Raw genomic sequence first — 25,165 nt, 5'->3', positions numbered from 1 at the left:
ATGGACTATCTCGATCTCGGCCCGTACTCCAGCGCATCGGGCACCGTGCGCCTGCCCGGCTCGAAGAGCATCTCGAACCGCGTGCTGCTGCTCGCTGCGCTTGCCGAAGGCGAAACGACGATCACCAATCTGCTCGACTCCGACGACACGCGCGTGATGCTCGATGCACTCGGCAAGCTCGGCGTGAAGCTCGCGCGCGACGGCGACACCTGCGTCGTCACGGGCACGCGCGGCGCGTTCACCGCGAAGACTGCCGACCTGTTCCTCGGCAACGCGGGCACGGCCGTGCGGCCGCTGACCGCGGCGCTCGCGGTGAACGGCGGCGACTACCGCGTGCACGGCGTGCCGCGCATGCACGAGCGGCCGATCGGCGATCTCGTCGACGGCCTGCGGCAGATCGGCGCGCGGATCGATTACGAACTGAACGAAGGCTACCCGCCGCTGCGGATCAGGCCCGCGACGATTTCGGTCGATGCGCCGATCCGCGTGCGCGGCGACGTGTCGAGCCAGTTCCTCACGGCGCTGCTGATGACGCTGCCGCTCGTGAAGGCGAAGGACGGCAAGATCGTCGTCGAGGTCGACGGCGAACTGATCTCGAAGCCTTACATCGACATCACGATCCGGCTGATGGAGCGTTTCGGCGTGGTCGTCGAGCGCGACGGCTGGCAGCGCTTCGTCGTGCCGGCCGGCGTCCGCTACCGCTCGCCGGGGCGGATCATGGTCGAGGGCGACGCGTCGTCCGCATCGTACTTCCTCGCGGCCGGCGCGCTTGGCGGCGGCCCGCTGCGCGTCGAGGGCGTGGGGCGTGCGAGCATCCAGGGCGACGTCGGCTTCGCGAACGCGCTGATGCAGATGGGCGCGAACGTGACGATGGGCGACGACTGGATCGACGTGCGAGGCATCGGCCACGACCACGGCAAGCTCGAGCCGATCGACATGGACTTCAACCTGATCCCCGATGCGGCGATGACCATCGCGGTTGCGGCGCTGTTCGCGAGCGGCACGAGCACGCTGCGCAACATCGCGAGCTGGCGCGTGAAGGAGACCGACCGCATCGCCGCGATGGCGACCGAACTGCGCAAGGTCGGCGCGATCGTCGAGGAAGGTCCCGACTATCTCGTCGTCACGCCGCCGGAAAAGCTCACGCCGAACGCGGCGATCGACACGTACGACGATCACCGGATGGCGATGTGCTTCTCGCTCGTCAGCCTGGGCGGCGTGCCCGTGCGGATCAACGATCCGAAGTGCGTCGGCAAGACGTTCCCCGACTATTTCGACCGCTTCGCCGCGCTCGCCAAAGCCTGACCCGACTGTTCCGATGAAATCGACCCGACCCTTTCACCCGACTCCCGTCATCACGATCGACGGCCCGACCGCTTCCGGCAAGGGCACCGTCGCGGCGCTCGTCGCCGCGCACCTTGGCTTCCACCTGCTCGACAGCGGTGCGCTGTACCGTCTTGCGGCGCTCGCAAGCGTGCGCTACGGCATCGCGGCGGAGGACATCGACGCACTGGTGAAACTGATCGACGATCTCCACATCACGTTCCGCGAAGGCTGCGCGCAGCTCGACGGCATCGACGTGTCGAACGACATCCGCGCCGAAGCGGTCGGCAACCGCGCGTCGGCCATTGCCGTGCACGGGCCCGTGCGCACCGCGCTGGTCGCGCGCCAGCGCGCGTTCCGCAAGACGCCGGGCCTCGTTGCCGACGGCCGCGACATGGGTACGGTGATCTTCCCGGACGCCGTGCTGAAGGTGTTCCTGACGGCCAGCGCCGAGGCGCGCGCGGCCAGACGGCATAAGCAATTGATGCAAAAAGGTTTTTCTGCTAATATAGATGACTTGCTCCGGGATCTTCGTGAACGTGACGCGCGCGACAGCAATCGCGCGGCCGCACCGCTGAAGCCCGCGGCAGATGCCGAGCTGCTGGATACGTCGGCACTTTCGGTCGATGAAGCAGTCGACCAGGTGCTGCAGTGGTACCGGGCGCTCGGTCAGCCCGCCTGAGAAGGCAGGCAGCGGTAGGTGCCCCGCGTCGCAAGCGCGGAGCGTGTTTCGAACCCTTAACCCCGTGTGGTCTTCGATCTGGCCCTTTCAGCCTGCCATTCCGGCCGGCGTGGCACAGCGAGCCATGCACAATCAGATTTTTATGTCCGACCTGCAAACCTCCACCCCGAATACCGAATCCTTTGCGGCTCTGTTCGAAGAGTCGCTGACCCGCCAAGACATGCGCGCCGGCGAAGTGATTTCCGCCGAAGTCGTGCGCGTCGACCACAACTTCGTGGTCGTCAATGCAGGCCTGAAGTCCGAGGCTTACATTCCGATCGAGGAATTCCTGAACGATCAGGGCGAGGTTGAGGTGCAGTCGGGCGATTTCGTGTCCGTCGCGATCGACGCACTCGAAAACGGCTACGGCGACACGATCCTGTCGCGCGACAAGGCGAAGCGCCTTGCATCGTGGCTGTCGCTGGAAAAGGCCCTCGACAACAACGAACTCGTCACCGGCACGATCACCGGCAAGGTGAAGGGCGGCATGACCGTGATGGTCAACGGCATCCGCGCGTTCCTGCCGGGTTCGCTGGTCGACACGCGTCCGGTCAAGGACACGACCCCGTACGAAGGCAAGACGCTCGAGTTCCGCGTGATCAAGCTTGATCGCAAGCGTAACAACGTCGTGCTGTCGCGTCGTGCAGTGATCGAAGCGACGCAAGGCGAAGAGCGCGCGAAGCTGCTCGAGACGCTGAAGGAAGGCGCGATCGTCAACGGCGTGGTCAAGAACATCACCGACTACGGTGCGTTCGTCGACCTCGGCGGCATCGACGGCCTGCTGCACATCACCGACATCGCATGGCGTCGTGTGCGTCACCCGAGCGAAGTCCTGTCGGTTGGCCAGGAAGTCACCGCGAAGATCCTCAAGTTCGACCAAGAGAAGAACCGCGTCTCGCTGGGCATCAAGCAACTGGGCGACGATCCGTGGGAAGGCATCTCGCGCCGTTACCCGTCGGGCACGCGCCTGTTCGGCAAGGTCACGAACATCACCGACTACGGCGCATTCGTCGAAGTGGAATCGGGCATCGAAGGCCTCGTCCACGTGTCGGAAATGGACTGGACCAACAAGAACGTTGCTCCGTCGAAGGTTGTCCAGCTCGGCGACGAAGTCGAAGTCATGGTTCTCGAGATCGACGAAGACCGCCGTCGTATCAGCCTCGGCATGAAGCAGTGCAAGCCGAATCCGTGGGATGACTTCAGCCGCAACTTCAAGAAGGGCGACAAGATCACGGGCGCAATCAAGTCGATCACCGACTTCGGCGTGTTCATCGGTCTGCCGGGCGGCATCGACGGCCTGGTCCACCTGTCGGACCTGTCGTGGAGCGAAGCCGGCGAAGAAGCCGTTCGCAAGTACAAGAAGGGCGACGAAGTCGAAGCAATCGTGCTCGGTATCGACGTCGAGAAGGAGCGTATTTCGCTCGGCATCAAGCAACTCGAAGGCGACCCGTTCAGCAACTACGTTGCAATGAACGACAAGGGCTCGATCGTCGACGGCGTCGTGAAGACGGTCGATGCGAAGGGTGCGGTCATCACGCTGACGGGCGACATCGAAGGCTACCTGCGCGCATCGGAAATCTCGCAGGATCGCGTCGAAGACGCACGCAACGTGCTGAAGGAAGGCGACAAGGTCAACGCGATGGTGATCAACATCGATCGCAAGTCGCGCGGCATCAACCTGTCGATCAAGGCGAAGGATTCGGCCGAACAACAGGAAGCGATCCGCGGCCTGCAATCGGACTCCAGCGCTGCTGCGACCGGTACGACCAACCTCGGCGCGCTGCTGAAGGCGAAGCTCGACGGCCAGAACCAGTAAGCCTCACGAGGTCTGCTGAAGTATGACCAAATCCGAGTTGGTCGCGCAGCTGGCATCGCGATTTCCGCAACTTGTCCTCAAGGATGCGGATTTCGCGGTGAAAACGATGCTCGATGCAATGTCCGAAGCCCTGGCGAAAGGGCATCGCATCGAAATTCGGGGTTTCGGCAGCTTCGGCCTCAACCGTCGCCCGGCGCGTGTCGGACGCAACCCGAAGTCGGGGGAGAAAGTGCAGGTGCCCGAGAAGTTCGTGCCGCACTTCAAGCCTGGCAAGGAATTGCGTGAACGCGTCGACGGCCGCGCCGGTGAGCCGCTGAAGGCTGACGATCCGGACGACGAGCGTTGAGCGTCGTTCGGTTTGCCCGGAACCTGTCCGGCGAAGGCTGAAGAAAAAAGCGCCCCTTGCGGGCGCTTTTTTCATTTCCGGCGATCGTGTGGCGCAATGGGGCGCGCAGGATCTGCGCAGCCGCGGAAACGCTTCCTTTACAATACGGGTCGATTCGGTGCGACGAAGGGGAGTCGCGCGCCGCGGCAAACCTCAACAAAGAGAGGGCTTCATGAAGTTTATCGTCTGGCTGATCCGGGTATTGGTGTTCGTGCTGCTGCTGGTGCTCGCGCTGGCCAATACGCAAACCGCGACGCTGAATTTTGTTGCCGGCTATGCATGGCAAGCGCCGCTGATCCTGATCGGCCTCGCGTTCTTCGTCGTGGGGCTGCTGGCCGGCCTGCTGTCCGCGCTGCCTTCGATCTTCCGTCTGCGTCTCGAGAACGGGCGCCTGAAGCGCGATCTGCGCGCGGCGCGCGAAACGCCTGCCGTCATCGACCAGCCGCCGATGCCGCCCGTCATTTAACACGGACGCCGCGCGATAATCGCGCGGTTTTCGTCTCTGCTTCGATATTTCGCATGGATCTGGATTTTTGGTGGTTGCTCGCGATTCCGGTTGCGTTCGCGCTCGGTTGGGCGGCGTCACGCTATGACCTGAAGAATCTCCTGTCGGAGAGTGCCAACCTGCCGCGATCGTATTTTCGCGGCCTGAATTTTCTGTTGAACGAACAACCCGACAAGGCGATCGACGCGTTCATCGAGGTCGCCAAGCTCGACCCCGAGACGGTTGAGCTGCACTTCGCGCTCGGCAACCTGTTCCGCCGTCGCGGCGAAACCGACCGTGCAATCCGCGTGCACCAGAACCTGCTGAGCCGTACGGACCTGCCGGTCAACGAGCGCGACCATGCGCTGTACGAGCTCGGCCAGGATTTCCTCAAGGCCGGCCTGCTCGATCGCGCCGAGGAGGCGTTCCACAAGCTCGCCGACGGCGACTACGCGCTTGGCGCACAGCGGGCGCTGCTGACGATCTACGAGATCGAGAAGGACTGGAACAAGTCGATCGATACCGCGAAGCGCATCGAGTCGATGAGCGACAAACCGCTCGGCACCGAAATTGCGCAGTTTCACTGCGAACTCGCGCAGGACGCGCTGCAGCGCAAGAACGCGGCCGCGGCAGCAGAGCAACTGCGGCTCGCGCTGACCGTGAACCCGCAGAACGTTCGCGCGACGATCCTGTCCGGCGATGCCGCGGAGGCGGAGGGCAATCACGCGGCTGCGATCGAGCACTGGAAGCGAGTCGAAGCGCAGAACCCGGCGTATCTGCCGCTCGTCGCCGACAAGCTGATGAAGGCCTATGTCGCGCTCGGCAAGAACGTCGACGGCGCGGAGCTGCTGATGGGGTATGTCGACCGCTATCCGTCGAACGACCTGCTCGACATCGCCTATCAGCATATCGCGGGGTTGCGCGGCCAGGACGCGGCGCACACGCTCGCGCGCGCGCAGATGGAGAAGTCGCCGAACCTGTCGGGGATGCTGCACCTGCTCGATGCGCAGATCGCGGCGGCCGACGAACCGCGTCGTAAGGAACTTGAAATGATGCGTGCGCTGATCAAGCAGCGCACGAAAAATCTGCCACGGTATACATGCCAGAATTGCGGTTTCCGGGCGCGGCTCTTCTACTGGCAGTGCCCCGGATGCAGCGGCTGGGAAACCTATGCGCCGCGCCGCGTCGAACCTGCGATGTCGAGCTGATCCCGGCACGCGGAGCCAACGCGCAGCGGTTGTCGCCGGGTTCGTCCCGGCGGCCAAGTTAGTCAATTACCGGGAAGTACCGGAACATCTATGAAAATCACCATCATCGGCACCGGCTATGTCGGCCTCGTCACGGGCGCATGCCTCGCGGAGATCGGTCACGACGTCTTCTGTCTCGACGTCGATTCGCGCAAGATCGACATCCTGAATAACGGCGGGATGCCGATTCATGAACCGGGGCTGCTGGACATCATCGCGCGCAACCGTGCGGCGGGGCGCCTGCGCTTTTCGACCGACCTCGAGGCGAGCGTCGCGCACGGCGAGATCCAGTTCATTGCGGTCGGTACGCCGCCCGACGAGGACGGCTCGGCCGACCTGCAATACGTGCTCGAAGCCGCGCGCAACATCGGCCGCCACATGACGGGCTTCAAGGTGATCGTCGACAAGTCGACGGTGCCGGTCGGCACCGCGCAGCGCGTGCGCGGCGTGGTCGACGAGGCGCTTGCCGCGCGCGGGCTCGGGGGCAGCGTCGCGCATCGCTTCTCGGTCGTGTCGAACCCGGAATTCCTGAAGGAAGGCGCCGCGGTCGAGGACTTCATGCGCCCTGACCGGATCATCATCGGTGTCGACGGCGACGAGACGGGCACGATCGCGCGCGAGAAGATGAAGAAGCTTTACGCACCGTTCAACCGCAACCACGAGCGGACGATCTACATGGACGTTCGTTCGGCCGAATTCGCGAAATATGCGGCGAATGCAATGCTTGCGACGCGTATCTCGTTCATGAACGAAATGTCGAATCTTGCCGACAAGGTCGGCGCCGACATCGAGGCCGTGCGCCGCGGGATCGGCTCCGATCCGCGTATCGGCTATCACTTCCTGTACGCGGGCGTCGGCTACGGCGGCTCGTGCTTCCCGAAGGACGTCCAGGCGCTGATTCGCACCGCGGGCGAGAACGGCCAGCCGCTGCGCATCCTGGAAGCTGTCGAGGCGGCCAACCATGCGCAGAAGGACGTGCTGATCGGCAAGATCGAGCAGCGCTTCGGCGCCGACCTGACCGGCCGCGAGTTCGCGGTCTGGGGCCTGGCGTTCAAGCCGAACACCGACGACATGCGCGAGGCGCCGAGCCGCCGTCTGATCGCCGCGCTGCTCGAGCGCGGCGCGATCGTGCGCGCGTACGATCCGGTCGCGGTCGACGAGGCGCGGCGCGTGTTCGCGCTGGATTTCGGCGACGATGCGGACGCGCTCGCGCGGCTGCAGCTCGTCGATACGCAGGACGTCGCCGTGACGGGTGCGGACGCGCTCGTGATCGTGACCGAATGGAAGGAATTCCGGAGCCCCGATTTCACGCGCCTGAAGGCCGAACTGAAGGCGCCGGTGATTTTCGACGGGCGCAACCTGTACGAGCCGGACGCGATGGCCGAACTGGGCATCGACTACTATGCGATCGGCCGGCCGTATGTCGATCCCCAGTCGTTTTCCCGTGGCTGATCACACGATGAATACTCTCCGCGAAGTCGTTCCGGTGCCGCGCGCGCAGCTCGCGCGCTCGCGTGTGCTTGTCGTCGGCGACGTGATGCTCGACCGTTACTGGTTCGGCAACGTCGATCGAATTTCGCCGGAAGCGCCCGTGCCGGTCGTGCACGTGCAGCGTCAGGAAGAGCGGCTCGGCGGTGCGGCCAACGTCGCGCGCAATGCCGTGACGCTCGGCGGCCAGGCCGGATTGCTGTGCGTCGTCGGTTGCGACGAACCCGGCGAGCGGATCGTCGAGCTGCTCGGCAGCAGCGGCGTGACGCCGTATCTCGAGCGCGACCCGACGCTGCCGACCACGATCAAGCTGCGCGTGCTCGCACGCCAGCAGCAACTTCTGCGCGTCGACTTCGAGGCGATGCCGACGCACGAGGTGCTGCTCGCAGGGCTCGCGCGCTTCGACGCGCTGCTGCCGCAGCACGACGTCGTGCTGATGTCGGATTACGCGAAGGGCGGCCTGACACACGTCACGACGATGATCGAGAAAGCGCGTGCGGCCGGCAAGGCCGTCCTCGTCGACCCGAAGGGCGACGACTGGGCGCGCTACCGTGGCGCGTCGCTGATCACGCCGAATCGCGCGGAGTTGCGCGAAGTGGTCGGGCAGTGGAAATCGGAAGACGACCTGCGCGCGCGTGTCGCGAATCTGCGTGCGGAACTCGGCATCGACGCGCTGCTGCTCACGCGTTCGGAAGAGGGCATGACGCTCTTTTCCGCCACCGGTGAACTGCACGCACCGGCGCTCGCGCGCGAGGTGTTCGACGTGTCGGGCGCGGGCGATACCGTGATCGCGACGGTCGCGACGATGCTCGGCGCAGGCGTGCCGCTCGTCGACGCGGTCGTGCTCGCGAATCGCGCGGCAGGCATCGTGGTCGGCAAGCTCGGCACGGCCACGGTGGACTACGACGAACTGTTTCACTGAGCGCATTCGGCGGCGCGACGAGCGCGCCGCACGAGTAGCTCGCACTTTTCAGGCAGGACGATCATGACCCTCATCGTCACCGGCGCAGCCGGTTTTATCGGCGCGAACATCGTCAAGGCGCTCAACGAGCGCGGCGAGACGCGCATCATCGCGGTCGACAACCTGACGCGCGCGGACAAGTTCCGCAATCTCGTCGATTGCGAGATCGACGACTATCTCGACAAGACGGAATTCGTCGAACGCTTTGCGCGCGGCGATTTCGGCAAGGTGCGCGCGGTGTTCCACGAAGGCGCCTGTTCGGACACGATGGAAACCGACGGCCGCTACATGATGGACAACAACTTCCGCTACAGCCGCGCAGTGCTCGACACGTGCCTCGCACAGGGCGCGCAGTTCCTGTACGCGTCGTCGGCCGCGATCTACGGCGGCTCGACGCGTTTCGTCGAGGAGCGCGACGTCGAGGCGCCGCTGAACGTGTACGGCTATTCGAAGTTCCTGTTCGACCAGGTGATCCGTCGCGTGCTGCCGACCGCGAAGAGCCAGATCGCCGGCTTCCGCTATTTCAACGTGTACGGCGCGCGCGAAACGCACAAGGGCCGCATGGCGTCGGTTGCGTTCCACAACTTCAACCAGTTCCGCGCGGAAGGCAAGGTGAAGCTGTTCGGCGAGTACAACGGCTATGCACCGGGCGAGCAGACGCGCGATTTCGTGTCGGTCGAGGACGTCGCGAAGGTGAACCTGTTCTTCTTCGATCACCCGGAGAAGTCGGGCATCTTCAACCTCGGCACGGGCCGTGCGCAGCCGTTCAACGATATCGCGTCGACGGTCGTGAATACGCTGCGTGCGCTTGACAACCTGCCGCCGCTGACGCTCGCGCAGCAGGTCGAGCAGGGGCTGATCGAATACGTGCCGTTCCCCGATGCGTTGCGCGGCAAGTACCAGTGCTTCACGCAGGCCGACCAGACGAAACTGCGCGCGGCCGGCTACGACGCACCGTTCCTGACCGTGCAGGAAGGCGTCGACCGCTACGTTCGTTGGCTGTCCGGCCAGGTTTAAACAGAAGCGTTGCATCGATAGACTGGGTCTCACGGTCGGCAGCCGCCGGCCGTTTTCATCGGAGATCCAGCACATGATCAGAAAATGGTTTGCCGCAGCGGTCATGCTCGGCGCAGTCGCGTCGGCCTGGGCGGCCGTCGACGTCAACACCGCGAACGAGGATGCGCTCGTCGGCATCAAGGGCATCGGCCCGGCGCGGGCGAAGGCGATTCTGGACGAACGCGGCGCGCGTGGTCCGTTCAGGAGTGCGGACGATCTCGCGTCACGCGTGAAAGGCATGGGCGGCCATACCGTCGAGCGACTTCAGCAGGAAGGGCTGACGATAGGTGCGGCCGGCGCAGGCGCGGCCGGCTCGGGCACTGCAGCCGCGCCGGTCGCGGGCAAGGCGGCAGCAGCAAAGCCCGCCGCGGCACCTGCCCGCACTGCGCAGAAGTAACGCGTCGCGCGCGACCGACAAAGAGCTCCTTCAGTCGCCGTCATTGCGACGGCTTCCCGCGGCATGCCGCGGGTTTTTTGCGTGCGCGCTGCGTGCGCGGCGATCGCGAATCGCGCGGCATGCGTATTCCATCGTCGCAAAGGGGTTGCCGGCGCGAGCGGCGGTGCTGGTTTACAATCGACCGATTGATCGGCCTCGTACTCACGGTATACCCATGGCTTACAAAACTATCGAAGACACGATCGGCAATACGCCGCTCGTGCAACTGGTCCGCTTGCCGGACGACGAGATTCGCGCGCGCAACAACGTGGTGCTCGCGAAGCTCGAAGGCAACAATCCGGCCGGTTCGGTGAAGGATCGTCCGGCGCTGTCGATGATCAGCAAGGCCGAGGCGCGCGGGCGCATCAAGCCGGGCGATACGCTGATCGAGGCGACGAGCGGCAACACGGGCATCGCGCTCGCGATGGCAGCGGCGATTCGCGGCTACAAGATGGTGCTGATCATGCCGGAGGACCTGTCAGTCGAGCGCCGCCAGAGCATGGCGGCCTATGGAGCCGAGATCATCCTCACGCCGATGAAGGGCGGGATGGAACTGGCGCGTGACCTGGCGGACCAGATGCAACGCGAGGGCAAGGGCGTGATCCTCGATCAGTTCGCCAACCCCGACAACCCGGTCGCGCACTACGAAGCGACCGGTCCGGAAATCTGGCGCGACACCGACGGGCGGGTGACGCACTTCGTGTCGGCGATGGGCACGACCGGCACGATCATGGGCGTGTCGCAGTATCTGAAGGAACAGAATCCCGCGATCGAGATCGTCGGTGCGCAGCCGGAAGAAGGTTCGCGCATTCCAGGCATCCGCAAGTGGCCGGAAGCCTATCTGCCGACGATCTTCGATCGCAGCCGCGTCGACCGCGTCGAGAGCGTGAGCCAGGCCGCCTCCGAAACGATGGCGCGCCGGCTGGCGGCTGTCGAAGGCATCTTCGCGGGCATTTCGTCGGGCGGCGCATGCGAAGTCGCGATGCGCATCGCGCGTCAGGTCGAGAACGCGACGATCGTGTTCATCGTTTGCGATCGCGGCGACCGCTATCTGTCCACGGGCGTGTTCCCGGCCTGAACCCGTCCCGCACGCGATAAAAAAACGCCGCAGTTGCGGCGTTTTTTGTTTGGGCGGGGGCGTTGCCTACTGCGCTTGCTCGTCTGCGTTGGCCGGCTTCAGCGCGCCGCTCGCTTCCATCTGCGCCTTCACGGCCTCGCCGAGCTGGTACACGGTAAGTGCGTAGAAGAAGCTGCGGTTGTAGCGCGTCAGCACGTAGAAATTCTTCAGCCCGAGCATGTATTCGGTCGCGCGCCCCGGCGACGGCAGGTCGACCACGGTCACCGGCGTGGCGGCTTCGGTCGTGATATTGACCGCCGGTTCGTTCAGCGTCATGCCCGCGCGCATCAGTTGCGACAGTGCCCAGTGCGGTTCGGGCTGGCCGTCGGCGGCGGCCTGTGCGATCCCCAGGCTGCCCGTATCGGGCGTGATCTGCCAGACCACCGGGCGGTCGGTTTCCCAGCCGTGCTGCTTCAGGTAGTTCGCGACGCTGCCGATCGCGTCGACAGGACTGCTGCGCAGATCGACGTGGCCCGTGCCGTCGAAGTCGACCGCATATTCGCGGATGCTGCTCGGCAGAAACTGCGGAATCCCGATTGCCCCTGTATACGAGCCGAGCACGGTGGTCGGGTCGAGCTGGTTGTCGCGGGTCCAGACCAGGAAATCCTCGAGGTTCTTGCGGAACGTTGCCTGGCGGCTGTCGCGATTCGGCGTGTCCGGATAGTCGAACGTGAGCGTCGTCAACGCGTCGAGCACGCGGAAATTGCCCATGTAGCGGCCATAGATCGTCTCGACGCCGATGATGCCGACGATCACCTCGGGCGGCACGCCGAATTCCTCGGATGCGCGCTGCAGCGTCGCCTGGTTGGCCTTCCAGAACTTCACGCCCGCATTGATGCGGATCGGCTCGATGAAGCGCGAGCGATAGACGCGCCAGTTCTTGACCGTCGGCGACGCGGCGGGCTTCACGAGCTTGACCGCCGTCGCCGAATAGCTGATGCGCGAGAACAGCGCATGCAGGCTCGCGGAGTCGAAGCCGTTGCGGCTCACCATCTCGTCGATGAACGCGTCGACCTTCGCGTTGCTCGCGTAACGCTGGGGAACGATTTCCTCTTCGAAGGTCTGGCCTTGCGGCGCCGGCTGCTGGGGCTGGGCCTGTGCGACGCGCGTACCGGCAGGCTTCGCAGGCTGCGTCTGCGCGCCGGCAGGCGCGGCGCCGAGGGCTGTGGCGACGGCGGCGACGACGAGCGGAGCGCGAACACGGAGCAACGCGGAGAGAAGGGCGGCAGGCTTGCTGGAATTCATGTCGAAGCGGGCGGACGGGGCGATTGGGTTCGGCGCAGTATACCCGACGCATCCGGCGCGCCGGGGCGAAACGGGGCCCCGTTGTGGTAAGTTAGCGGCGAATTCGCGGCAGACGATGGACATCATTGATGGAGACCTGCGGCGCACCGCGCGCTGCGGAAGACAGCTTATGGCAACCGCTTTCTATACGCACCCCGACTGCATGCTGCACGAGATGGGGGAATGGCATCCGGAATGCCCGGCCCGATTGTCGGCGATCCAGGATCAACTGATTGCGAGCCGCATCGACGACCTGATCGTGCACGAAACCGCGCCGTTCGCGAGCGAGGTGGCGCTGGGCCGTGTGCATACGCAGGCGCACATCGACTACATCCGGAGCATGACGCCGGTCGACGGTTACGTCGAGATCGATCCCGATACGCTGATGAACCGCGACACGTGGCGCGCGGCGCTGCGCGCAGCCGGTGCCGCGATCGCGGCGACCGATGCGGTGATCGAAGGCCGCTACGCGAATGCGTTCTGCAGCGTCCGGCCTCCCGGCCACCATGCGGAGCCCGCGCGCGCGATGGGTTTTTGTTTCTTCAACAACGTTGCGATCGCCGCGCGGCATGCGCTCGACGTACACGGCATCGAGCGTGTGGCGATCATCGATTTCGACGTGCACCACGGCAACGGCACCGAGGCTGCGTTCGCCAACGACGAGCGCGTGCTGATGTGCAGTTTCTTCCAGCATCCGCTTTACCCGTTCTCGGGCGCCGATCACCAGGCGCCGAACATGGTCAACCTGCCGATGCCCGCGCGCAGCAACGGGATGGCGATCCGCGAAGCCGTCGACATGTTCTGGCTGCCGCGTCTCGACGCGTTCAAGCCGCAGATGCTGTTCGTGTCGGCGGGCTTCGATGCGCATCGCGAGGACGACATCGGCAACCTCGGCCTCGTCGAGGCCGACTTCGAATGGCTGACCGCGCAGATCGTCGACGTGGCGCGTCGTCATGCGCAGGGCCGCATCGTGAGCTGCCTCGAGGGCGGCTACAACCTGTCCGCGCTCGGGCGCAGTGTCGTCGCGCACCTGCGCGTGCTGGCCGGCATCTGACCGGCGGGCCGCCGCCGGCATGTGCGCTTGATCAGCGCGCCGGCACGCGCGTGTGAATCCACGCGATCAGCGCGTCGATCACGCGATCGCGTTCAAGATCGTTCATCGTTTCGTGGAAACCGCCATCGTATAGCGTCAGCGTGCGATCGGGCGAGCCGACTCGCGCGCCGAACGCACGGCTGCCGTCGGGTTCGGTCAGCTTGTCCTCGGTGCCGTGATAGACGAGCACCGGGACGCGCAGCGCGCCGCGGCCGCGTTCGATACGCGCCATCGCGTCGAGAATCTCCGCGCCGGTGCGCGCGGGCACCGCGCCGTGATGCACGAGCGGATCGGCGCGATTGGCCGCGACGATGGCCGGATCGCGCGACAGCAGCGCCGCGTCGATCCGGATCGCGGGAAAGGTCGGCCACGCGCGGCTGATGACGCGGCTTACCGCGAGCATCCAGCGCGGCACGTCGCGCCCCGGTGCGAGCGCCGGGCTCGACAGCACGAGGCCCGTCAGCGCATGGCCGCTGGCCGGCGCGCGTTCTATCGCGTACAGCGCGGCGACCGCGCCGCCCATGCTGTGTCCCATCAGGATCAGCGGCGCATTGCCGCGCGCTGCTTCGGCGACCAGTGCATCCGCATCGTCAAGGTAATCGTCGAAACGCTCGACCCAGGCTCTCTTGCCGGGCGACTGGCCGTGCCCGCGCAGATCGATCGCGAGCACGTCGATGCCGGCCGCGTTCAGCCGGCCGGCGAGCGCGGCATAACGGCCCGCGTGTTCGGCGAGGCCGTGCACGAGCGCGATCGTCGCGCGCGGCGGCGCGGTGCCGCTGCCGGCCGGCCAGCGGTACGACGCCAGTTCGAGCCCGTCCGTGGTGCGCAGCCGGCCCATTTTCGGCGCCGGCGGCGACGCAGGCGCCGATCCGGCGGTGGCAGGTGCGGTGGCCGGCGTGGTGGTGGCGGTCATCTGGCGGGTCCCCTGTTCGTTGGCATGCGTGTTCCGGATCATAGTCGCGACACTCCCGCGGCGGGCCAGCGGTGCCCCTCTAATTTCGTGAGGTTATGAAAAGATCGAAATCGATTATTAAGGGGAATGAGGGGTTTGCGGTAAAATCGCCGGCTATTCCAGATGCATCGGCGGCCGACTGGCGGGCCTGCTCGCCAGCCGGCCGCCGTTTTGTTTACATGATCGAATTACGCAATCTTTCGCAGCGTTTCCCCGGGCCGAGCGGCTGGGTCGAGGCGCTGCACAACGTCAACCTGACGATTCCGCAGGGCGAGGTGTTCGGCATCATCGGCCGAAGCGGCGCCGGCAAGAGCACGCTCGTGCGCACCATCAACCTGCTCACGCGGCCAACCGAAGGCAATGTCGTCGTCGGCGGGCGCGATCTCACGCTGCTGCCGGCCGGCGCGCTGCGCGAGGCGCGCCGCGAGATCGGCATGATCTTCCAGCACTTCAACCTGCTGTCGTCGCGCACGGTGTTCGACAACGTCGCGCTGCCGCTGGAGTTGGCCGGCGCAAGCCGTGCCGACATCGAGGCCGCCGTGCTGCCGCTGCTCGACCTCGTCGGGCTGTCCGCACAGAAGGATCGTTACCCGGCGCAGATCAGCGGCGGACAGAAGCAGCGCGTCGGCATCGCACGCGCGCTCGCGAGCCAGCCGAAGGTGCTGTTGTCGGACGAAGCGACGTCCGCGCTCGATCCCGAGACCACGCGTTCGATTCTCGACCTGCTGAAGCGCATCAACCGCGAGCTCGGCCTGACGATCGTGCTGATCACGCACCAGATGGAAGTGATCAAGCAGGTGTGCGATCGCGTCGCGGTGCTCGACGCGGGGCGGGTGGTCGAGGAAGGCCGCGTGATCGACGTGTTCCTGCAGCCGCATCACGAAGTGACGCGCGCGCTGATCGGCGACGTGATCGCGCAGGAACTGCCGCCCGCGCTGAAGGTGCGCGTGGCCGAGCGGCTGAAGACGGGCAGCGGGCATCTGCTGCGGCTCGCGTTCACGGGCTCGGGTGTCGACCAGCCGATCCTGTCGGAGACGATCCGCCGTTACGAGCTCGATTTCAACATCCTGCACGGCCAGATCGACGAGATCCAGGGGCAGGCATTCGGTTCGCTCGCGGTGCTCGCGGGCGGCGAGCCGGGCAAGGTCGGGCAGGCGCTCGCGTTCCTGCGCGAGCAAGGTGTGGTGGTAGAGGAGCTTTCGTATGTTGAGTGAGATGTTCGATATGTTCGTGCAGTCGTTCTGGGAGACGCTGATCATGGTCGGCATCTCCGGAGCGGTCGGCGCGCTCGTCGGTCTGCCGCTCGGCGTGCTGCTCTACCTGACCGATCGCCAGGGCGTGCTGCAGAACCTGGCCGTGAATCGCGTGCTCGGCGGCATCGTGAACGCGGTCCGCTCGACGCCGTTCATCATCCTGCTGGTCGCGGTGATTCCGTTTACGCGGCTCGTCACGGGTTCGTCGATCGGCACGGCCGCGGCGGTCGTGCCGCTGACGCTGGCGGCCGCGCCGTTCATCGCGCGTCTCGTCGAGACGGCGCTGCGCGAAGTCGACCGCGGGCTGATCGAAGCCGCGCAATCGATGGGCGCGACCACATCGCAGATTGTATTCAAGGTGCTGTTGCCCGAATCGCTGCCGGGCGTCGTGGCGGGCCTGACGATCACGTTCGTGTCGCTGGTCGGCTATTCGGCGATGGCGGGCGCGATCGGCGGCGGCGGGCTCGGCGATCTCGGGATTCGCTACGGCTACCAGCGCTATCTGCCGGAAGTGATGTGGACGGTCGTCGCGATCCTGATCGTGTTCGTGCAGATCGTGCAGTCGTTCGGCGACTGGCTCGTCCGCCGGCTGAGCCACAAATAAGACGAAATTGACCATCCAATAGGGGAGAGACGATGCAACGACGCTTCATGCTGAAATTCGCGGCGGCACTCGGCGCAGCCGCGCTGTTCGCGGGTGCGCACGCGCGGGCCGAAACCATCAAGGTGGGCGTGACGGGCGGGCCGCACGCGCAGATCATGGAAGCGGTGAAGAAGGTCGCGGCGAAGAGCGGCCTCGAGATCCGCATCGTCGAATTCTCCGATTACGTGCAGCCGAACGCGGCGCTCGCGTCGGGCGACCTCGACGCGAACAGCTACCAGCACGATCCGTATCTGCAGGCGCAGGTGAAGGATCGCGGCTACAAGCTGATCAAGGTCGCGGATACTGTCACGTTCCCGATGGGCATCTATTCGAAGCGCGTGAAGTCGCTGACCGAACTGAAGCCCGGCGCGCGCATCGCGGTCCCGAACGATCCGACCAACGGCGGCCGTGCGCTGCTGTTGCTGCAAAAGCAGGGCCTCCTGAAACTGCGCGCGGATGCGGGGCTGAAGGCGACGCCGCTCGATATCGTCGACAATCCGCGCAAGCTGAAGATCGTCGAACTCGATGCGGCGCAGATTCCGCGCTCGCTCGGCGACGTCGACGCGGCCGCGATCAATACCAACTACGCGATGGAAGCGGGGTTGAAACCGAAACAGGACGCGATCGCGATCGAAGGGCCGAACGGCCCGTACGCGAACATCCTCGCGATTCGCGACGCGGACAGGAACAAACCGTGGGTCGCGAAACTGATTGCGGCCTATCATTCGGCCGACGTGAAGCAGTTCATCGAAGGCAAGTTCGGCGGCGCGGTCATTGCCGCCTGGTAACGGGCAGAGTGCGGGGCGCCCGGCGGGATTAGAGTCGATGATCGAAAACCCGGGCTTTGCGTCCGGGTTTTTTCTCTTTTAAAATAGAACGACCGTTCGCTATCATTGGCGCGTCGCCAAGAAGCGGTATCCTCGACAGCCACGATGGATGGGTCCGCTTGGCCGCGCAGTCATGAGGCCTCGCTATAGAATGGCCTCTGGTCGTATTCGTAACTTTGGAGCGTGTGCATGAAAATCCTGGTGCCAGTGAAAAGAGTGGTCGATTACAACGTGAAGGTCCGCGTGAAGTCGGACAACACGGGCGTCGACATTGCGAACGTGAAGATGTCGATGAACCCTTTCGACGAAATCGCCGTTGAAGAAGCGGTGCGCCTGAAGGAAGCGGGCGTCGCAACCGAAGTGATCGCCGTTTCGGTGGGCGTTACGCAGGCGCAGGAAACGCTGCGCACGGCGCTGGCGATCGGTGCGGATCGCGCGATCCTCGTCGAGTCGAACGACAGCGTCGAGCCGCTGGCCGTCGCGAAGATCCTGAAGGCGCTGGTCGACAAGGAACAGCCGCAACTGGTGATCCTCGGCAAGCAGGCGATCGACGACGATTCGAACCAGACGGGCCAGATGCTGGCCGCGCTGGCAGGCCTGCCGCAAGCGACGTTCGCGTCGAAGGTGACGGTCGCCGACGGCAAGGCCACGGTTGCGCGCGAAGTCGACGGCGGCGCGGAAACGCTGTCGCTGACGCTGCCGGCGGTCGTGACCACGGACCTGCGCCTGAACGAGCCGCGCTACGTGACGCTGCCGAACATCATGAAGGCGAAGAAGAAGCCGCTGGAAATCGTGAAGCCGGAAGACCTGGGCGTGGACGTCGCGCCGCGTCTGAAGACGCTGAAGGTGGTCGAGCCGCCGAAGCGCGCGGCCGGCGTGAAGGTGCCGGACGTGAAGACGCTGGTCGAGAAGCTGAAGACCGAAGCCAAGGTGCTGTAAGAGGGAGCGCAAGGAAATGACGATTCTGGTGATTGCAGAACACGACAACGCGTCGATCAAGGCCGCGACGCTGAACACGGTGGCAGCGGCGGCGAAGATCGGCGGTGACATTCACGTGCTGGTCGCGGGCCACAACGCGCAAGCGGCGGCAGACGCGGCAGCGAAGATCGCAGGTGTTTCGAAGGTGCTGCTGGCCGACGCGCCGCAGCTCGAAGCAGGCCTCGCGGAAAACGTCGAAGCGACCGCGCTGAACATCGCGAAGGACTACTCGCACATCCTCGCGCCGGCCACGGCGTACGGCAAGAACATCGCGCCGCGCATCGCCGCGAAGCTGGACGTCGCGCAGATTTCGGACATCACGGCGGTCGATTCGGCGGATACGTTCGAGCGCCCGATCTACGCAGGCAACGCAATCGCGACGGTGCAGTCGAGCGACCCGGTCAAGGTCATCACGGTGCGTGCGACGGGTTTCGATCCGGTGGCGGCCGAAGGCGGCAGCGCTTCGGTCGAGAAGATCGATGCGGCAGCCGACGCAGGCAAGTCGCAGTTCGTGAGCCGTGAAGTGACGAAGCTGGACCGTCCGGAACTGACGTCGGCCAGTATCATCGTGTCGGGCGGCCGCGGTCTGGGCAGCGGTGAAAACTACACGAAGGTGCTCGAGCCGCTGGCGGACAAGCTGTCGGCCGCACTCGGCGCATCGCGCGCGGCAGTCGACGCCGGCTACGTGCCGAACGACTACCAGGTCGGCCAGACCGGCAAGATCGTCGCGCCGCAGCTGTACATCGCGGTGGGCATCTCGGGTGCGATCCAGCATCTGGCAGGCATGAAGGATTCGAAGGTGATCGTCGCGATCAACAAGGATCCGGAAGCGCCGATCTTCAGCGTGGCCGACTACGGCCTCGTCGGCGATCTGTTCACGCTCGTGCCGGAACTCGTGGCCGAGCTCGGCTGACGCGGCGTGACGCTTCAGCGGTAAGTACACGGAGCAAGGGGCGCTACGAGCGCCCCTTTTTTTCGATGCCGGCCGACCCGCATTGCTGCGGGCCGCCGCGGCTTATGCGTATGCCGGACGCGTCTGGCCGGCCACTTCCTTCAGGTAACGGTGCACCGACAGGTCGTCGGCCTGGATCGCCGGCTTCTTGCCCGAGATCAAGTCTGCGAGCAGTTGGCCCGAACCGCACGACATCGTCCAGCCGAGCGTGCCGTGGCCGGTGTTCAGGAACAGGTTCGACACCGGCGTGCGGCCGACGATCGGCGTGCCGTCCGGCGTCATCGGGCGCAGGCCCGTCCAGAACGTCGCCTTCGACGTATCGCCGCCGCCCGGGAACAGGTCGTTCACGCACATCTCGAGCGTTTCGCGGCGTGCGGCGCGCAGGTTCTTGTCGAAGCCGACGATTTCCGCCATGCCGCCGACGCGGATGCGCTGGTCGAAACGCGTGATCGCGATCTTGTAGGTCTCGTCGAGCACGGTCGACACGGGCGCGGCCGCTTCGTTGACGATCGGCGCGGTGATCGAATAGCCCTTCAGCGGATAGACCGGGATCTTCATCAGGTTCGAGATGAAGTTGGTCGAGTACGAGCCGAGCGCGACGACGTACGCGTCCGCGCGCACCGTCTCGCTGCCGCATTGCACGCCGGCGATCTTGCCGCCGGCAATCGCGAGCGCGTCGATCGGCGTGTTGTAGCGGAACTTGACGCCGAGCGATTCGGCGAGCGCCGCGAGGCGCGTCGTGAACAGCTGGCAATCGCCCGTTTCGTCGCCCGGCAGGCGCAGGCCGCCCGTCAGCTTGTGCGACACGGCGGCGAGCGCCGGTTCGGCATTCTTCAGGTCGGCCGGCGACAGCAGTTCGAACGGCACGTTCGCTTCCTGCAGCACGGCGATGTCCTTCGCCGCGCCGTCGAGTTGCTGCTGCGTGCGGAACAGCTGCAGCGTGCCGCCCGTGCGCCCTTCGTACTGGATGCCTGTGTCGGCGCGCAGCGCCTGCAGGCAGTCGCGGCTGTATTCGGCGAGGCGGACCATGCGGCCCTTGTTGACTGCATAGCGCTCGGTCGTGCAATTGCGCAGCATCTGCCACATCCACTGGAGCTGGAAGCGCGTGCCGTCGAGACGGATCGCGAGCGGTGCATGCTTTTCGAACATCCATTTGACGGCCTTCAGCGGCACGCCGGGCGCGGCCCACGGCGCGGCATAGCCGGGGGAGATCTGGCCCGCGTTCGCGAAGCTCGTCTCGAGCGCAGGGCCGGCTTCCCGGTCGATCACAGTGACTTCATGACCGGCGCGCGCGAGGTAATACGCGCTTGCCACGCCCACCACACCGCTGCCCAGAATGACGACTCGCATAGCTGCTCCAGATGGAAGGGACCAGATCGAGGCCGGACGCACCCGCGGTTCCGTGTAACCTCTAGCTGATCTAGTTTTTTGAGCTATGGTATTGTCGAATGTGCAGGTTTTGTTATCGTATTTTTCAGGTTTTCAGCATAAACAAATGAGAACGCAACGTCAGCCCGTACGCTCGCTCGACAAGCTCGACCGACGCATCCTCAAACTGCTCCAGGACGACGGCCGGATGGCGATGAAAGACCTCGCGGAACAGGTCGGCCTGACTGTCACGCCGTGCATCGAGCGCGTGCGGCGCATGGAGCGGGACGGCGTGATCACCGGCTATCACGCGCGGGTCGACCCGGGCCAGCTGGGTGCCGCGCTGCTGGTGTTCGTCGAGATCACGCTCGGCCACAAGGGCGGCAACATGTTCGAGCAATTCCGTCGGGAAGTGATGAAGATCGACGAGGTGCTCGAATGCCACCTCGTATCCGGCGATTTCGACTACCTGATCAAGGCGCGGATCGGCGAGATGGCCGACTACCGGAAGCTGCTCGGCGACATCCTGCTGCAGTTGCCCGGCGCCGTGCAGTCGAAGAGCTATGTCGTGATGGAGGAAATCAAGGAAACGCTGACGATCGCGGTCGGCGAGTGACGCGCCGGCGGCCCGTTACCGGGCCCCTTATCCCGCCCTTGGCATGCTGCGCTCAATACTGTATAAATGTACAGTATTGAGCGCAGGCGAATGGGTGGGCACATGGACGATCGATCCGACAACGAATTTCCGGTAGCGCCGCCCGTGCCCCGCAAGGGGCGCGGTGCGGTCGACAACCTGCAGGGGCGGTACGAGCTCGCGCAGCGCGAAGCGGTCGACGACGGCTGGACGCACGAGTCGGACGATGCCGACTTCGCCGCGCCGCTGCGCACGCAGGTGTTCGAGGAGCGTGCGAAGAGCATCCTGACGCACAACCAGTCGCCCGATATTCCGTTCAGCGTATCGCTCAATCCGTATCGCGGTTGCGAGCACGGCTGCATCTACTGCTTCGCACGGCCGACGCACAGCTATCTCGGCCTGTCGCCGGGGCTCGATTTCGAAAGCCGCATCTACGCGAAGGTCAATGCGGCCGAACTGCTCGAGCGCGAGATTTCGCGCAAGCGCTACGTGCCTGAGCCGATCGCGCTCGGCGTCAATACCGACGCCTATCAGCCGGTCGAGCGCGACCTGCGCATCACGCGCAGCGTGATCCAGGTGATGCACGATCGCGGGTTGCCGTTCGCCGCGATCACGAAGTCGTCGCTGATCGAGCGCGATCTCGACCTGCTTGCACCGATGGCGGAGCGCGGGCAGGTGATGGCGGCAGTCACGATCACGACGCTCGATGCCGATCTCTCGCGCACGCTTGAGCCGCGGGCGGCGACGCCGGCGCGCCGGTTGCGCACGATCCGCGCGCTGCGCGATGCAGGCGTTCCGGTCGGCGTGAGCATTGCGCCGGTGATCCCGTTCGTCACCGAGCCCGACATGGAGCGCGTGCTCGAAGCATGCGCGGAAGCGGGCGCGACGCACGCGAGCTACATCATCCTGCGGTTGCCGTGGGAGGTCGCGCCGCTGTTCAAGAACTGGCTCGCCGCGCATTTTCCCGATCGCGCGGAGCGCGTGATGAACCGCGTGCGCGACATGCGCGGCGGGAAAGACTACGACTCGGATTTCTCGAAACGGATGAAAGGCGAGGGGATCTGGGCCGACCTGTTGCGGCAGCGTTTCCGCCAGGCCGTCAAGCGGCTCGGGCTGAACGAGCGCACGAACGGCATCCTCGATCTGTCGCAGTTTCGCGGCGCGCCGGCCGCCGCAGTGCCTGCGCCGCGCATGGCAGTGCGCGCTGCCGGCGCGAAGTCGCGCGACGACATGCAGTTGAATCTGTTCTGACTGGCGCGCAATATCGGTGCTCGTCGGCGCCGGTGTGTCGCGCTCGTTACGCTTACTGCGAAATCTGCTTCGCTGCTTCGACCTGCGATTCGAAATACGTCTGGAACGACAGCGCGAGCGCGGTCATCAGCAGGAACGCACCGATCAGCAGCGAGAAGATCACGACAAAGATCACGGTCCAGCCCGACCGGCTGTGCTTGCCGGTCTCCGCGTTGAATTGCGCGTCCCACTTTTCGTCGGGGCGCAGCCCGTAGACGAGTGCGGCGAGGAACGCCGCCAGCAGAGAGATCGCGCCAGGTACCGCGAGCCACCAGCCGAGGCCGGCGCTGCGCTGGGTCGCCGCGAGCAGGAGGAAGCCCGGGATGCCGACGATCGTCGCGAGCAGGTGTGCCCAGCCGTACACGTCGCGAAAGCCGTACAGATAGAAGCGGTGCGCGCCGAGCGATCCGAACAGGAATGCGAGGGCGGCGGTGAGCGTCTTGGAACGGAAGCGGCGGGACGGTGCGGTGCTGCTGGACATGGATGGCGGCGTATTGTCGTTGGCATGGGCGGCCGGCGGGCCGGCGCGGGCGCGCGGCCCGGCACGCATTCTACGATGCCCGGTCGGGCCCGGTCACCCCCGGCCTGCGTCAAGGTGCCGCATAGGTCACGCGGTAGATTGCGCCTGCGTAATCGTCGCTCACGAGCAGCGAACCGTCCGGCAGCGGCAGCACGTCGGCCGGGCGTCCCCACACCGTGCCGTCGGGTCGCAGCCAGCCCGTGACGAATGGGGTTTGGCGCGCCTGGCTGCCGTCCACCGATACGACGACGCGCATCACGCGGTAGCCGACCTTCGTGCTGCGGTTCCACGAACCGTGTTCGGCGATGAACACGTTATTGCGATACGACGCCGGAAACATCGGCCCGGTATAGAAGCGCATGCCGAGCGCCGCGACGTGTGCGCCGAGTTTCAATGCGGGCGGCACATAACGGCGGCACACGTCGGTGCTGCCGAATTCGGGGTCGGGCGTATCGCCGCCATGGCAGTATGGAAAGCCGAAGTCGAGGCCGGCGCGCGGCGCGCGGTTGAGCTTGTCGTCGGGCACGTCGTCGCCCATCATGTCGCGCCCATTGTCGGTAAACCACAGCTCGCCCGAATCGGGGTGCCATGCGAAGCCGACCGTATTGCGCACGCCGCGGGCGACGACCTCGCTTCCGCTGCCGTCGGCCTTCATGCGCGCAATGATCGCGTAGCGGCCGCGATCGGCGAGACAGACGTTGCACGGTGCGCCGGTCGGCACGTAAAGCTTGCCGTCGGGGCCGAACGCGATGAATTTCCAGCCGTGATGGTGGTCGGTCGGCAGCGCGTCGGTCACGACGGCAGGGGGCGGTGGCTTGGCGAGCCGGTCGTCGATGCGATCGAGGCGCAGGATGCGCGACACGGCTGATATATAGAGCGCACCATCGCGGTAGGCTACGCCGACAGGCATGTCGAGTCCGGACGCGATCACGTGACGCGTGCTGATCCGGCCCTCGTGCATCTCGAACGCATGCACGCGGCCTTCCAGCGTGCCGACATACAGGATGCCGCGCGGCGACCACGCCATTTCGCGTGCGGTCGGTACCGCGTCGGTCAGCACTTCCACGTGGAAGCCGGGCGGCACGACCAGTTCATCGACCGGCAACGGCGCGGCGAACGCCGTTGCGGACGCGAGGCAGGCAAGGCCGGCAAGCAGCGCGATGAAACGGTGCTGCGCGCGGCGCGTCGGGGCGGCGCGAAGGAGCGGCATGACGGTCGGGAGCGTCCTGGACACGACGATTGTATGCCCGGCGGACGGGCCGTCCGTGGATTTTTTGCGCGTAAGTGTTTGTTGTGCCTCTGGTTTCCGGCTATAATCGCGTGTTTCAGTAGTTTCGAACCCGGTTTTCCGAAGGACATCATATGGTTATCATCCGTCTGGCTCGTGGCGGCTCGAAGAAGCGCCCGTTCTACAACATCGTTGCTACCGATTCGCGCAACCGTCGTGACGGCCGCTTCATCGAGCGCGTCGGTTTCTACAACCCGGTCGCCACGAAGGGCGAATCGCTGCGTATCGCTCAGGACCGCCTGACGTACTGGCAAGGTGTTGGCGCGCAACTGTCGCCGACCGTCCAGCGTCTCGTGAAGGAAGCGCAAAAGGCGCAACCGGCTGCCTAACATGGCACGGTGTGCCGGTCGTGCCGGCTGTGAGGTGCATTGATGGCGGGTCACGATTCCGGTAATGAAAGGCGCGGGCGTGCGTCATTCGGCGCATTCGTCCGCAAGCCGGTCGAGCGCGACGTTGTCGCGAACGCCGGTCGGGCTGCCGAACAGGGTAGTCTCGAAGCGACGCAAGCCTGGCCCGACGATGCCGTCGAGGTCGGGGCGGTGGTCGACGCCTACGGCCTGAAGGGATGGGTCAAGGTGGCGGCGCATGCCGATGCCGGTCGCGGCGGCGACGCGTTGCTCAACGCGCGCCGCTGGTGGCTGGAACGCGGTGCGGAGCGGCTTTCCGTCCGCATCATGCAGTCGAAGACGCACAGCGACACGGTCGTTGCGCAACCCGCGGGCGTCAGCGACCGCGATGCCGCGCTGGCCATGCGCGGCTTTCGCGTGTTCGTGCGCCGGGAAGATTTCCCGGCATTGGCCGCGGACGAATTCTATTGGGTCGACCTGATCGGCCTCGATGTCGTCAACGAGCAATCGGTGGCGCTCGGGAAAGTGAGCGGGATGATCGACAACGGTGTGCATGCGATCATGCGTGTCGAGTATCCCGCGACCGGCAAAGACGGTCAGCCGACCACCGACGAACGGTTGATTCCGTTTGTCGGCGTATACGTCAAAACGGTGGATCAGGCGGCGCGTCGCATCGTCGTCGACTGGGAAGCCGATTACTGA

The 25,165-nt window shown here is 65.4% G+C and carries 26 protein-coding genes; 21 read left to right on the top strand and 5 right to left on the bottom strand.

Going from position 1 to position 25,165, the window contains the following annotated elements; translation table 11 throughout:
- The 11 genes from aroA (at position 1) to cysM (ending at position 10,995) form a co-directional block, all read left to right on the top strand.
- Positions 1-1,305, top strand: a complete 1,305-nt coding sequence (aroA, locus tag BT264_RS01835; RefSeq protein WP_034183036.1) for a 3-phosphoshikimate 1-carboxyvinyltransferase — start codon at positions 1-3, stop codon at positions 1,303-1,305.
- Between the two features lie 13 nt (positions 1,306-1,318).
- The gene (gene cmk / locus BT264_RS01830; protein ID WP_072436058.1) at positions 1,319-2,005 is read left to right on the top strand and encodes a (d)CMP kinase; all 687 of its coding nucleotides are present in this window, start codon (positions 1,319-1,321) and stop codon (positions 2,003-2,005) included.
- Positions 2,006-2,147: 142 nt separating this feature from the next.
- Positions 2,148-3,860: a 30S ribosomal protein S1 gene (gene rpsA / locus BT264_RS01825; protein ID WP_034183438.1), complete on the top strand. Its 1,713-nt coding sequence runs from the start codon at positions 2,148-2,150 to the stop codon at positions 3,858-3,860.
- Positions 3,861-3,882: 22 nt separating this feature from the next.
- Positions 3,883-4,206 (top strand): integration host factor subunit beta, encoded by a 324-nt coding sequence (locus BT264_RS01820; RefSeq protein WP_072436057.1) that lies wholly within the window; start codon positions 3,883-3,885, stop codon positions 4,204-4,206.
- Positions 4,207-4,417: 211 nt separating this feature from the next.
- On the top strand, positions 4,418-4,711 hold the full coding sequence (locus BT264_RS01815; protein WP_034183038.1) for a lipopolysaccharide assembly protein LapA domain-containing protein: 294 nt from the start codon (positions 4,418-4,420) through the stop codon (positions 4,709-4,711).
- 53 nt (positions 4,712-4,764) lie between these two features.
- Complete coding sequence (gene lapB, locus BT264_RS01810; protein ID WP_034183039.1) at positions 4,765-5,937, top strand: lipopolysaccharide assembly protein LapB; 1,173 nt, start codon at positions 4,765-4,767, stop codon at positions 5,935-5,937.
- Positions 5,938-6,027: 90 nt separating this feature from the next.
- Complete coding sequence (locus tag BT264_RS01805) at positions 6,028-7,428, top strand: UDP-glucose dehydrogenase family protein (protein ID WP_072436056.1); 1,401 nt, start codon at positions 6,028-6,030, stop codon at positions 7,426-7,428.
- Between the two features lie 7 nt (positions 7,429-7,435).
- Positions 7,436-8,386, top strand: a complete 951-nt coding sequence (gene rfaE1 / locus BT264_RS01800; protein WP_072436055.1) for a D-glycero-beta-D-manno-heptose-7-phosphate kinase — start codon at positions 7,436-7,438, stop codon at positions 8,384-8,386.
- A gap of 63 nt (positions 8,387-8,449) precedes the next feature.
- The gene (gene rfaD / locus BT264_RS01795; RefSeq protein ID WP_072436054.1) at positions 8,450-9,442 is read left to right on the top strand and encodes an ADP-glyceromanno-heptose 6-epimerase; all 993 of its coding nucleotides are present in this window, start codon (positions 8,450-8,452) and stop codon (positions 9,440-9,442) included.
- A 73-nt stretch (positions 9,443-9,515) separates the two neighbouring features.
- Positions 9,516-9,878: a ComEA family DNA-binding protein gene (locus tag BT264_RS01790; RefSeq protein WP_072436053.1), complete on the top strand. Its 363-nt coding sequence runs from the start codon at positions 9,516-9,518 to the stop codon at positions 9,876-9,878.
- A gap of 214 nt (positions 9,879-10,092) precedes the next feature.
- On the top strand, positions 10,093-10,995 hold the full coding sequence (gene cysM, locus BT264_RS01785) for a cysteine synthase CysM (RefSeq protein ID WP_072436052.1): 903 nt from the start codon (positions 10,093-10,095) through the stop codon (positions 10,993-10,995).
- 66 nt (positions 10,996-11,061) lie between these two features.
- Here cysM and mltB read toward each other — a convergent pair whose 3' ends face one another.
- Positions 11,062-12,405, bottom strand: a complete 1,344-nt coding sequence (gene mltB / locus BT264_RS01780) for a lytic murein transglycosylase B (RefSeq protein WP_072436051.1) — start codon at positions 12,403-12,405, stop codon at positions 11,062-11,064.
- 43 nt (positions 12,406-12,448) lie between these two features.
- Between mltB and BT264_RS01775 the strand changes: the two genes are divergently transcribed.
- Positions 12,449-13,372, top strand: coding sequence for a histone deacetylase family protein (locus tag BT264_RS01775; RefSeq protein ID WP_072436050.1), 924 nt, complete (start codon positions 12,449-12,451; stop codon positions 13,370-13,372).
- A 31-nt stretch (positions 13,373-13,403) separates the two neighbouring features.
- Here BT264_RS01775 and BT264_RS01770 read toward each other — a convergent pair whose 3' ends face one another.
- Positions 13,404-14,324 carry an alpha/beta hydrolase gene (locus tag BT264_RS01770; protein WP_072436422.1) on the bottom strand — a complete coding sequence of 307 codons (921 nt, stop codon included), beginning with the start codon at positions 14,322-14,324 and terminating at the stop codon, positions 13,404-13,406.
- Positions 14,325-14,542: 218 nt separating this feature from the next.
- Between BT264_RS01770 and BT264_RS01765 the strand changes: the two genes are divergently transcribed.
- The 5 genes from BT264_RS01765 (at position 14,543) to BT264_RS01745 (ending at position 18,977) form a co-directional block, all read left to right on the top strand.
- The gene (locus tag BT264_RS01765) at positions 14,543-15,577 is read left to right on the top strand and encodes a methionine ABC transporter ATP-binding protein (RefSeq protein WP_034183046.1); all 1,035 of its coding nucleotides are present in this window, start codon (positions 14,543-14,545) and stop codon (positions 15,575-15,577) included.
- A complete protein-coding gene (locus BT264_RS01760) occupies positions 15,567-16,220 on the top strand; it encodes a methionine ABC transporter permease (RefSeq protein ID WP_006486982.1) in 654 nt (217 codons plus the stop codon). Before BT264_RS01765 ends, BT264_RS01760 begins: the two co-directional genes overlap by 11 nt.
- A 32-nt stretch (positions 16,221-16,252) precedes the next feature.
- Positions 16,253-17,047 carry a MetQ/NlpA family ABC transporter substrate-binding protein gene (locus BT264_RS01755; RefSeq protein ID WP_072436049.1) on the top strand — a complete coding sequence of 265 codons (795 nt, stop codon included), beginning with the start codon at positions 16,253-16,255 and terminating at the stop codon, positions 17,045-17,047.
- Between the two features lie 228 nt (positions 17,048-17,275).
- On the top strand, positions 17,276-18,025 hold the full coding sequence (locus BT264_RS01750; protein ID WP_072436048.1) for an electron transfer flavoprotein subunit beta/FixA family protein: 750 nt from the start codon (positions 17,276-17,278) through the stop codon (positions 18,023-18,025).
- A gap of 16 nt (positions 18,026-18,041) precedes the next feature.
- Complete coding sequence (locus tag BT264_RS01745) at positions 18,042-18,977, top strand: electron transfer flavoprotein subunit alpha/FixB family protein (protein ID WP_072436047.1); 936 nt, start codon at positions 18,042-18,044, stop codon at positions 18,975-18,977.
- A 102-nt stretch (positions 18,978-19,079) separates the two neighbouring features.
- Here BT264_RS01745 and BT264_RS01740 read toward each other — a convergent pair whose 3' ends face one another.
- A complete protein-coding gene (locus BT264_RS01740) occupies positions 19,080-20,366 on the bottom strand; it encodes a D-amino acid dehydrogenase (protein ID WP_072436046.1) in 1,287 nt (428 codons plus the stop codon).
- A 145-nt stretch (positions 20,367-20,511) separates the two neighbouring features.
- On the opposite strand from BT264_RS01740, the gene BT264_RS01735 reads away from it, so the two are divergent.
- The gene (locus tag BT264_RS01735; protein ID WP_012492860.1) at positions 20,512-21,000 is read left to right on the top strand and encodes an Lrp/AsnC ligand binding domain-containing protein; all 489 of its coding nucleotides are present in this window, start codon (positions 20,512-20,514) and stop codon (positions 20,998-21,000) included.
- A gap of 90 nt (positions 21,001-21,090) precedes the next feature.
- Positions 21,091-22,269, top strand: a complete 1,179-nt coding sequence (locus BT264_RS01730; RefSeq protein ID WP_072436045.1) for a PA0069 family radical SAM protein — start codon at positions 21,091-21,093, stop codon at positions 22,267-22,269.
- A gap of 52 nt (positions 22,270-22,321) precedes the next feature.
- Here BT264_RS01730 and BT264_RS01725 read toward each other — a convergent pair whose 3' ends face one another.
- Together BT264_RS01725 and BT264_RS01720 are read right to left on the bottom strand one after the other, a co-directional pair.
- Positions 22,322-22,789: an NINE protein gene (locus BT264_RS01725; RefSeq protein WP_034183440.1), complete on the bottom strand. Its 468-nt coding sequence runs from the start codon at positions 22,787-22,789 to the stop codon at positions 22,322-22,324.
- Positions 22,790-22,898: 109 nt separating this feature from the next.
- Complete coding sequence (locus tag BT264_RS01720; protein ID WP_072436044.1) at positions 22,899-24,038, bottom strand: PQQ-dependent sugar dehydrogenase; 1,140 nt, start codon at positions 24,036-24,038, stop codon at positions 22,899-22,901.
- A gap of 152 nt (positions 24,039-24,190) precedes the next feature.
- Here BT264_RS01720 and rpsP point away from each other — a divergent pair, with 152 nt between their 5' ends.
- A complete protein-coding gene (gene rpsP / locus BT264_RS01715; RefSeq protein WP_006476550.1) occupies positions 24,191-24,445 on the top strand; it encodes a 30S ribosomal protein S16 in 255 nt (84 codons plus the stop codon).
- 42 nt (positions 24,446-24,487) lie between these two features.
- On the top strand, positions 24,488-25,165 hold the full coding sequence (gene rimM, locus BT264_RS01710; protein WP_072436043.1) for a ribosome maturation factor RimM: 678 nt from the start codon (positions 24,488-24,490) through the stop codon (positions 25,163-25,165).

This window comes from Burkholderia sp. NFPP32 (assembly GCF_900119325.1).
Taxonomy (GTDB): Bacteria; Pseudomonadota; Gammaproteobacteria; order Burkholderiales; family Burkholderiaceae; genus Burkholderia; species Burkholderia pyrrocinia_C.
Note: the sequence above shows the minus strand (reverse complement) of the source record. Positions and strands in the feature narration are given on the sequence as shown.

What these genes read in the sequence shown, in the direction of transcription:
- aroA (WP_034183036.1), top strand. Translation starts at nt 1, where the DNA reads ATGGACTATCTCGATCTCGGCCCGTACTCCAGCGCATCGGGCACCGTG.
- cmk (WP_072436058.1), top strand. Translation starts at nt 1,319, where the DNA reads ATGAAATCGACCCGACCCTTTCACCCGACTCCCGTCATCACGATCGAC.
- rpsA (WP_034183438.1), top strand. Translation starts at nt 2,148, where the DNA reads ATGTCCGACCTGCAAACCTCCACCCCGAATACCGAATCCTTTGCGGCT.
- BT264_RS01820 (WP_072436057.1), top strand. Translation starts at nt 3,883, where the DNA reads ATGACCAAATCCGAGTTGGTCGCGCAGCTGGCATCGCGATTTCCGCAA.
- BT264_RS01815 (WP_034183038.1), top strand. Translation starts at nt 4,418, where the DNA reads ATGAAGTTTATCGTCTGGCTGATCCGGGTATTGGTGTTCGTGCTGCTG.
- lapB (WP_034183039.1), top strand. Translation starts at nt 4,765, where the DNA reads ATGGATCTGGATTTTTGGTGGTTGCTCGCGATTCCGGTTGCGTTCGCG.
- BT264_RS01805 (WP_072436056.1), top strand. Translation starts at nt 6,028, where the DNA reads ATGAAAATCACCATCATCGGCACCGGCTATGTCGGCCTCGTCACGGGC.
- rfaE1 (WP_072436055.1), top strand. Translation starts at nt 7,436, where the DNA reads ATGAATACTCTCCGCGAAGTCGTTCCGGTGCCGCGCGCGCAGCTCGCG.
- rfaD (WP_072436054.1), top strand. Translation starts at nt 8,450, where the DNA reads ATGACCCTCATCGTCACCGGCGCAGCCGGTTTTATCGGCGCGAACATC.
- BT264_RS01790 (WP_072436053.1), top strand. Translation starts at nt 9,516, where the DNA reads ATGATCAGAAAATGGTTTGCCGCAGCGGTCATGCTCGGCGCAGTCGCG.
- cysM (WP_072436052.1), top strand. Translation starts at nt 10,093, where the DNA reads ATGGCTTACAAAACTATCGAAGACACGATCGGCAATACGCCGCTCGTG.
- mltB (WP_072436051.1), bottom strand. Translation starts at nt 12,405, where the DNA reads ATGATGTCCATCGTCTGCCGCGAATTCGCCGCTAACTTACCACAACGG.
- BT264_RS01775 (WP_072436050.1), top strand. Translation starts at nt 12,449, where the DNA reads ATGGCAACCGCTTTCTATACGCACCCCGACTGCATGCTGCACGAGATG.
- BT264_RS01770 (WP_072436422.1), bottom strand. Translation starts at nt 14,324, where the DNA reads ATGACCGCCACCACCACGCCGGCCACCGCACCTGCCACCGCCGGATCG.
- BT264_RS01765 (WP_034183046.1), top strand. Translation starts at nt 14,543, where the DNA reads ATGATCGAATTACGCAATCTTTCGCAGCGTTTCCCCGGGCCGAGCGGC.
- BT264_RS01760 (WP_006486982.1), top strand. Translation starts at nt 15,567, where the DNA reads ATGTTGAGTGAGATGTTCGATATGTTCGTGCAGTCGTTCTGGGAGACG.
- BT264_RS01755 (WP_072436049.1), top strand. Translation starts at nt 16,253, where the DNA reads ATGCAACGACGCTTCATGCTGAAATTCGCGGCGGCACTCGGCGCAGCC.
- BT264_RS01750 (WP_072436048.1), top strand. Translation starts at nt 17,276, where the DNA reads ATGAAAATCCTGGTGCCAGTGAAAAGAGTGGTCGATTACAACGTGAAG.
- BT264_RS01745 (WP_072436047.1), top strand. Translation starts at nt 18,042, where the DNA reads ATGACGATTCTGGTGATTGCAGAACACGACAACGCGTCGATCAAGGCC.
- BT264_RS01740 (WP_072436046.1), bottom strand. Translation starts at nt 20,366, where the DNA reads ATGCGAGTCGTCATTCTGGGCAGCGGTGTGGTGGGCGTGGCAAGCGCG.
- BT264_RS01735 (WP_012492860.1), top strand. Translation starts at nt 20,512, where the DNA reads ATGAGAACGCAACGTCAGCCCGTACGCTCGCTCGACAAGCTCGACCGA.
- BT264_RS01730 (WP_072436045.1), top strand. Translation starts at nt 21,091, where the DNA reads ATGGGTGGGCACATGGACGATCGATCCGACAACGAATTTCCGGTAGCG.
- BT264_RS01725 (WP_034183440.1), bottom strand. Translation starts at nt 22,789, where the DNA reads ATGTCCAGCAGCACCGCACCGTCCCGCCGCTTCCGTTCCAAGACGCTC.
- BT264_RS01720 (WP_072436044.1), bottom strand. Translation starts at nt 24,038, where the DNA reads ATGCCGCTCCTTCGCGCCGCCCCGACGCGCCGCGCGCAGCACCGTTTC.
- rpsP (WP_006476550.1), top strand. Translation starts at nt 24,191, where the DNA reads ATGGTTATCATCCGTCTGGCTCGTGGCGGCTCGAAGAAGCGCCCGTTC.
- rimM (WP_072436043.1), top strand. Translation starts at nt 24,488, where the DNA reads ATGGCGGGTCACGATTCCGGTAATGAAAGGCGCGGGCGTGCGTCATTC.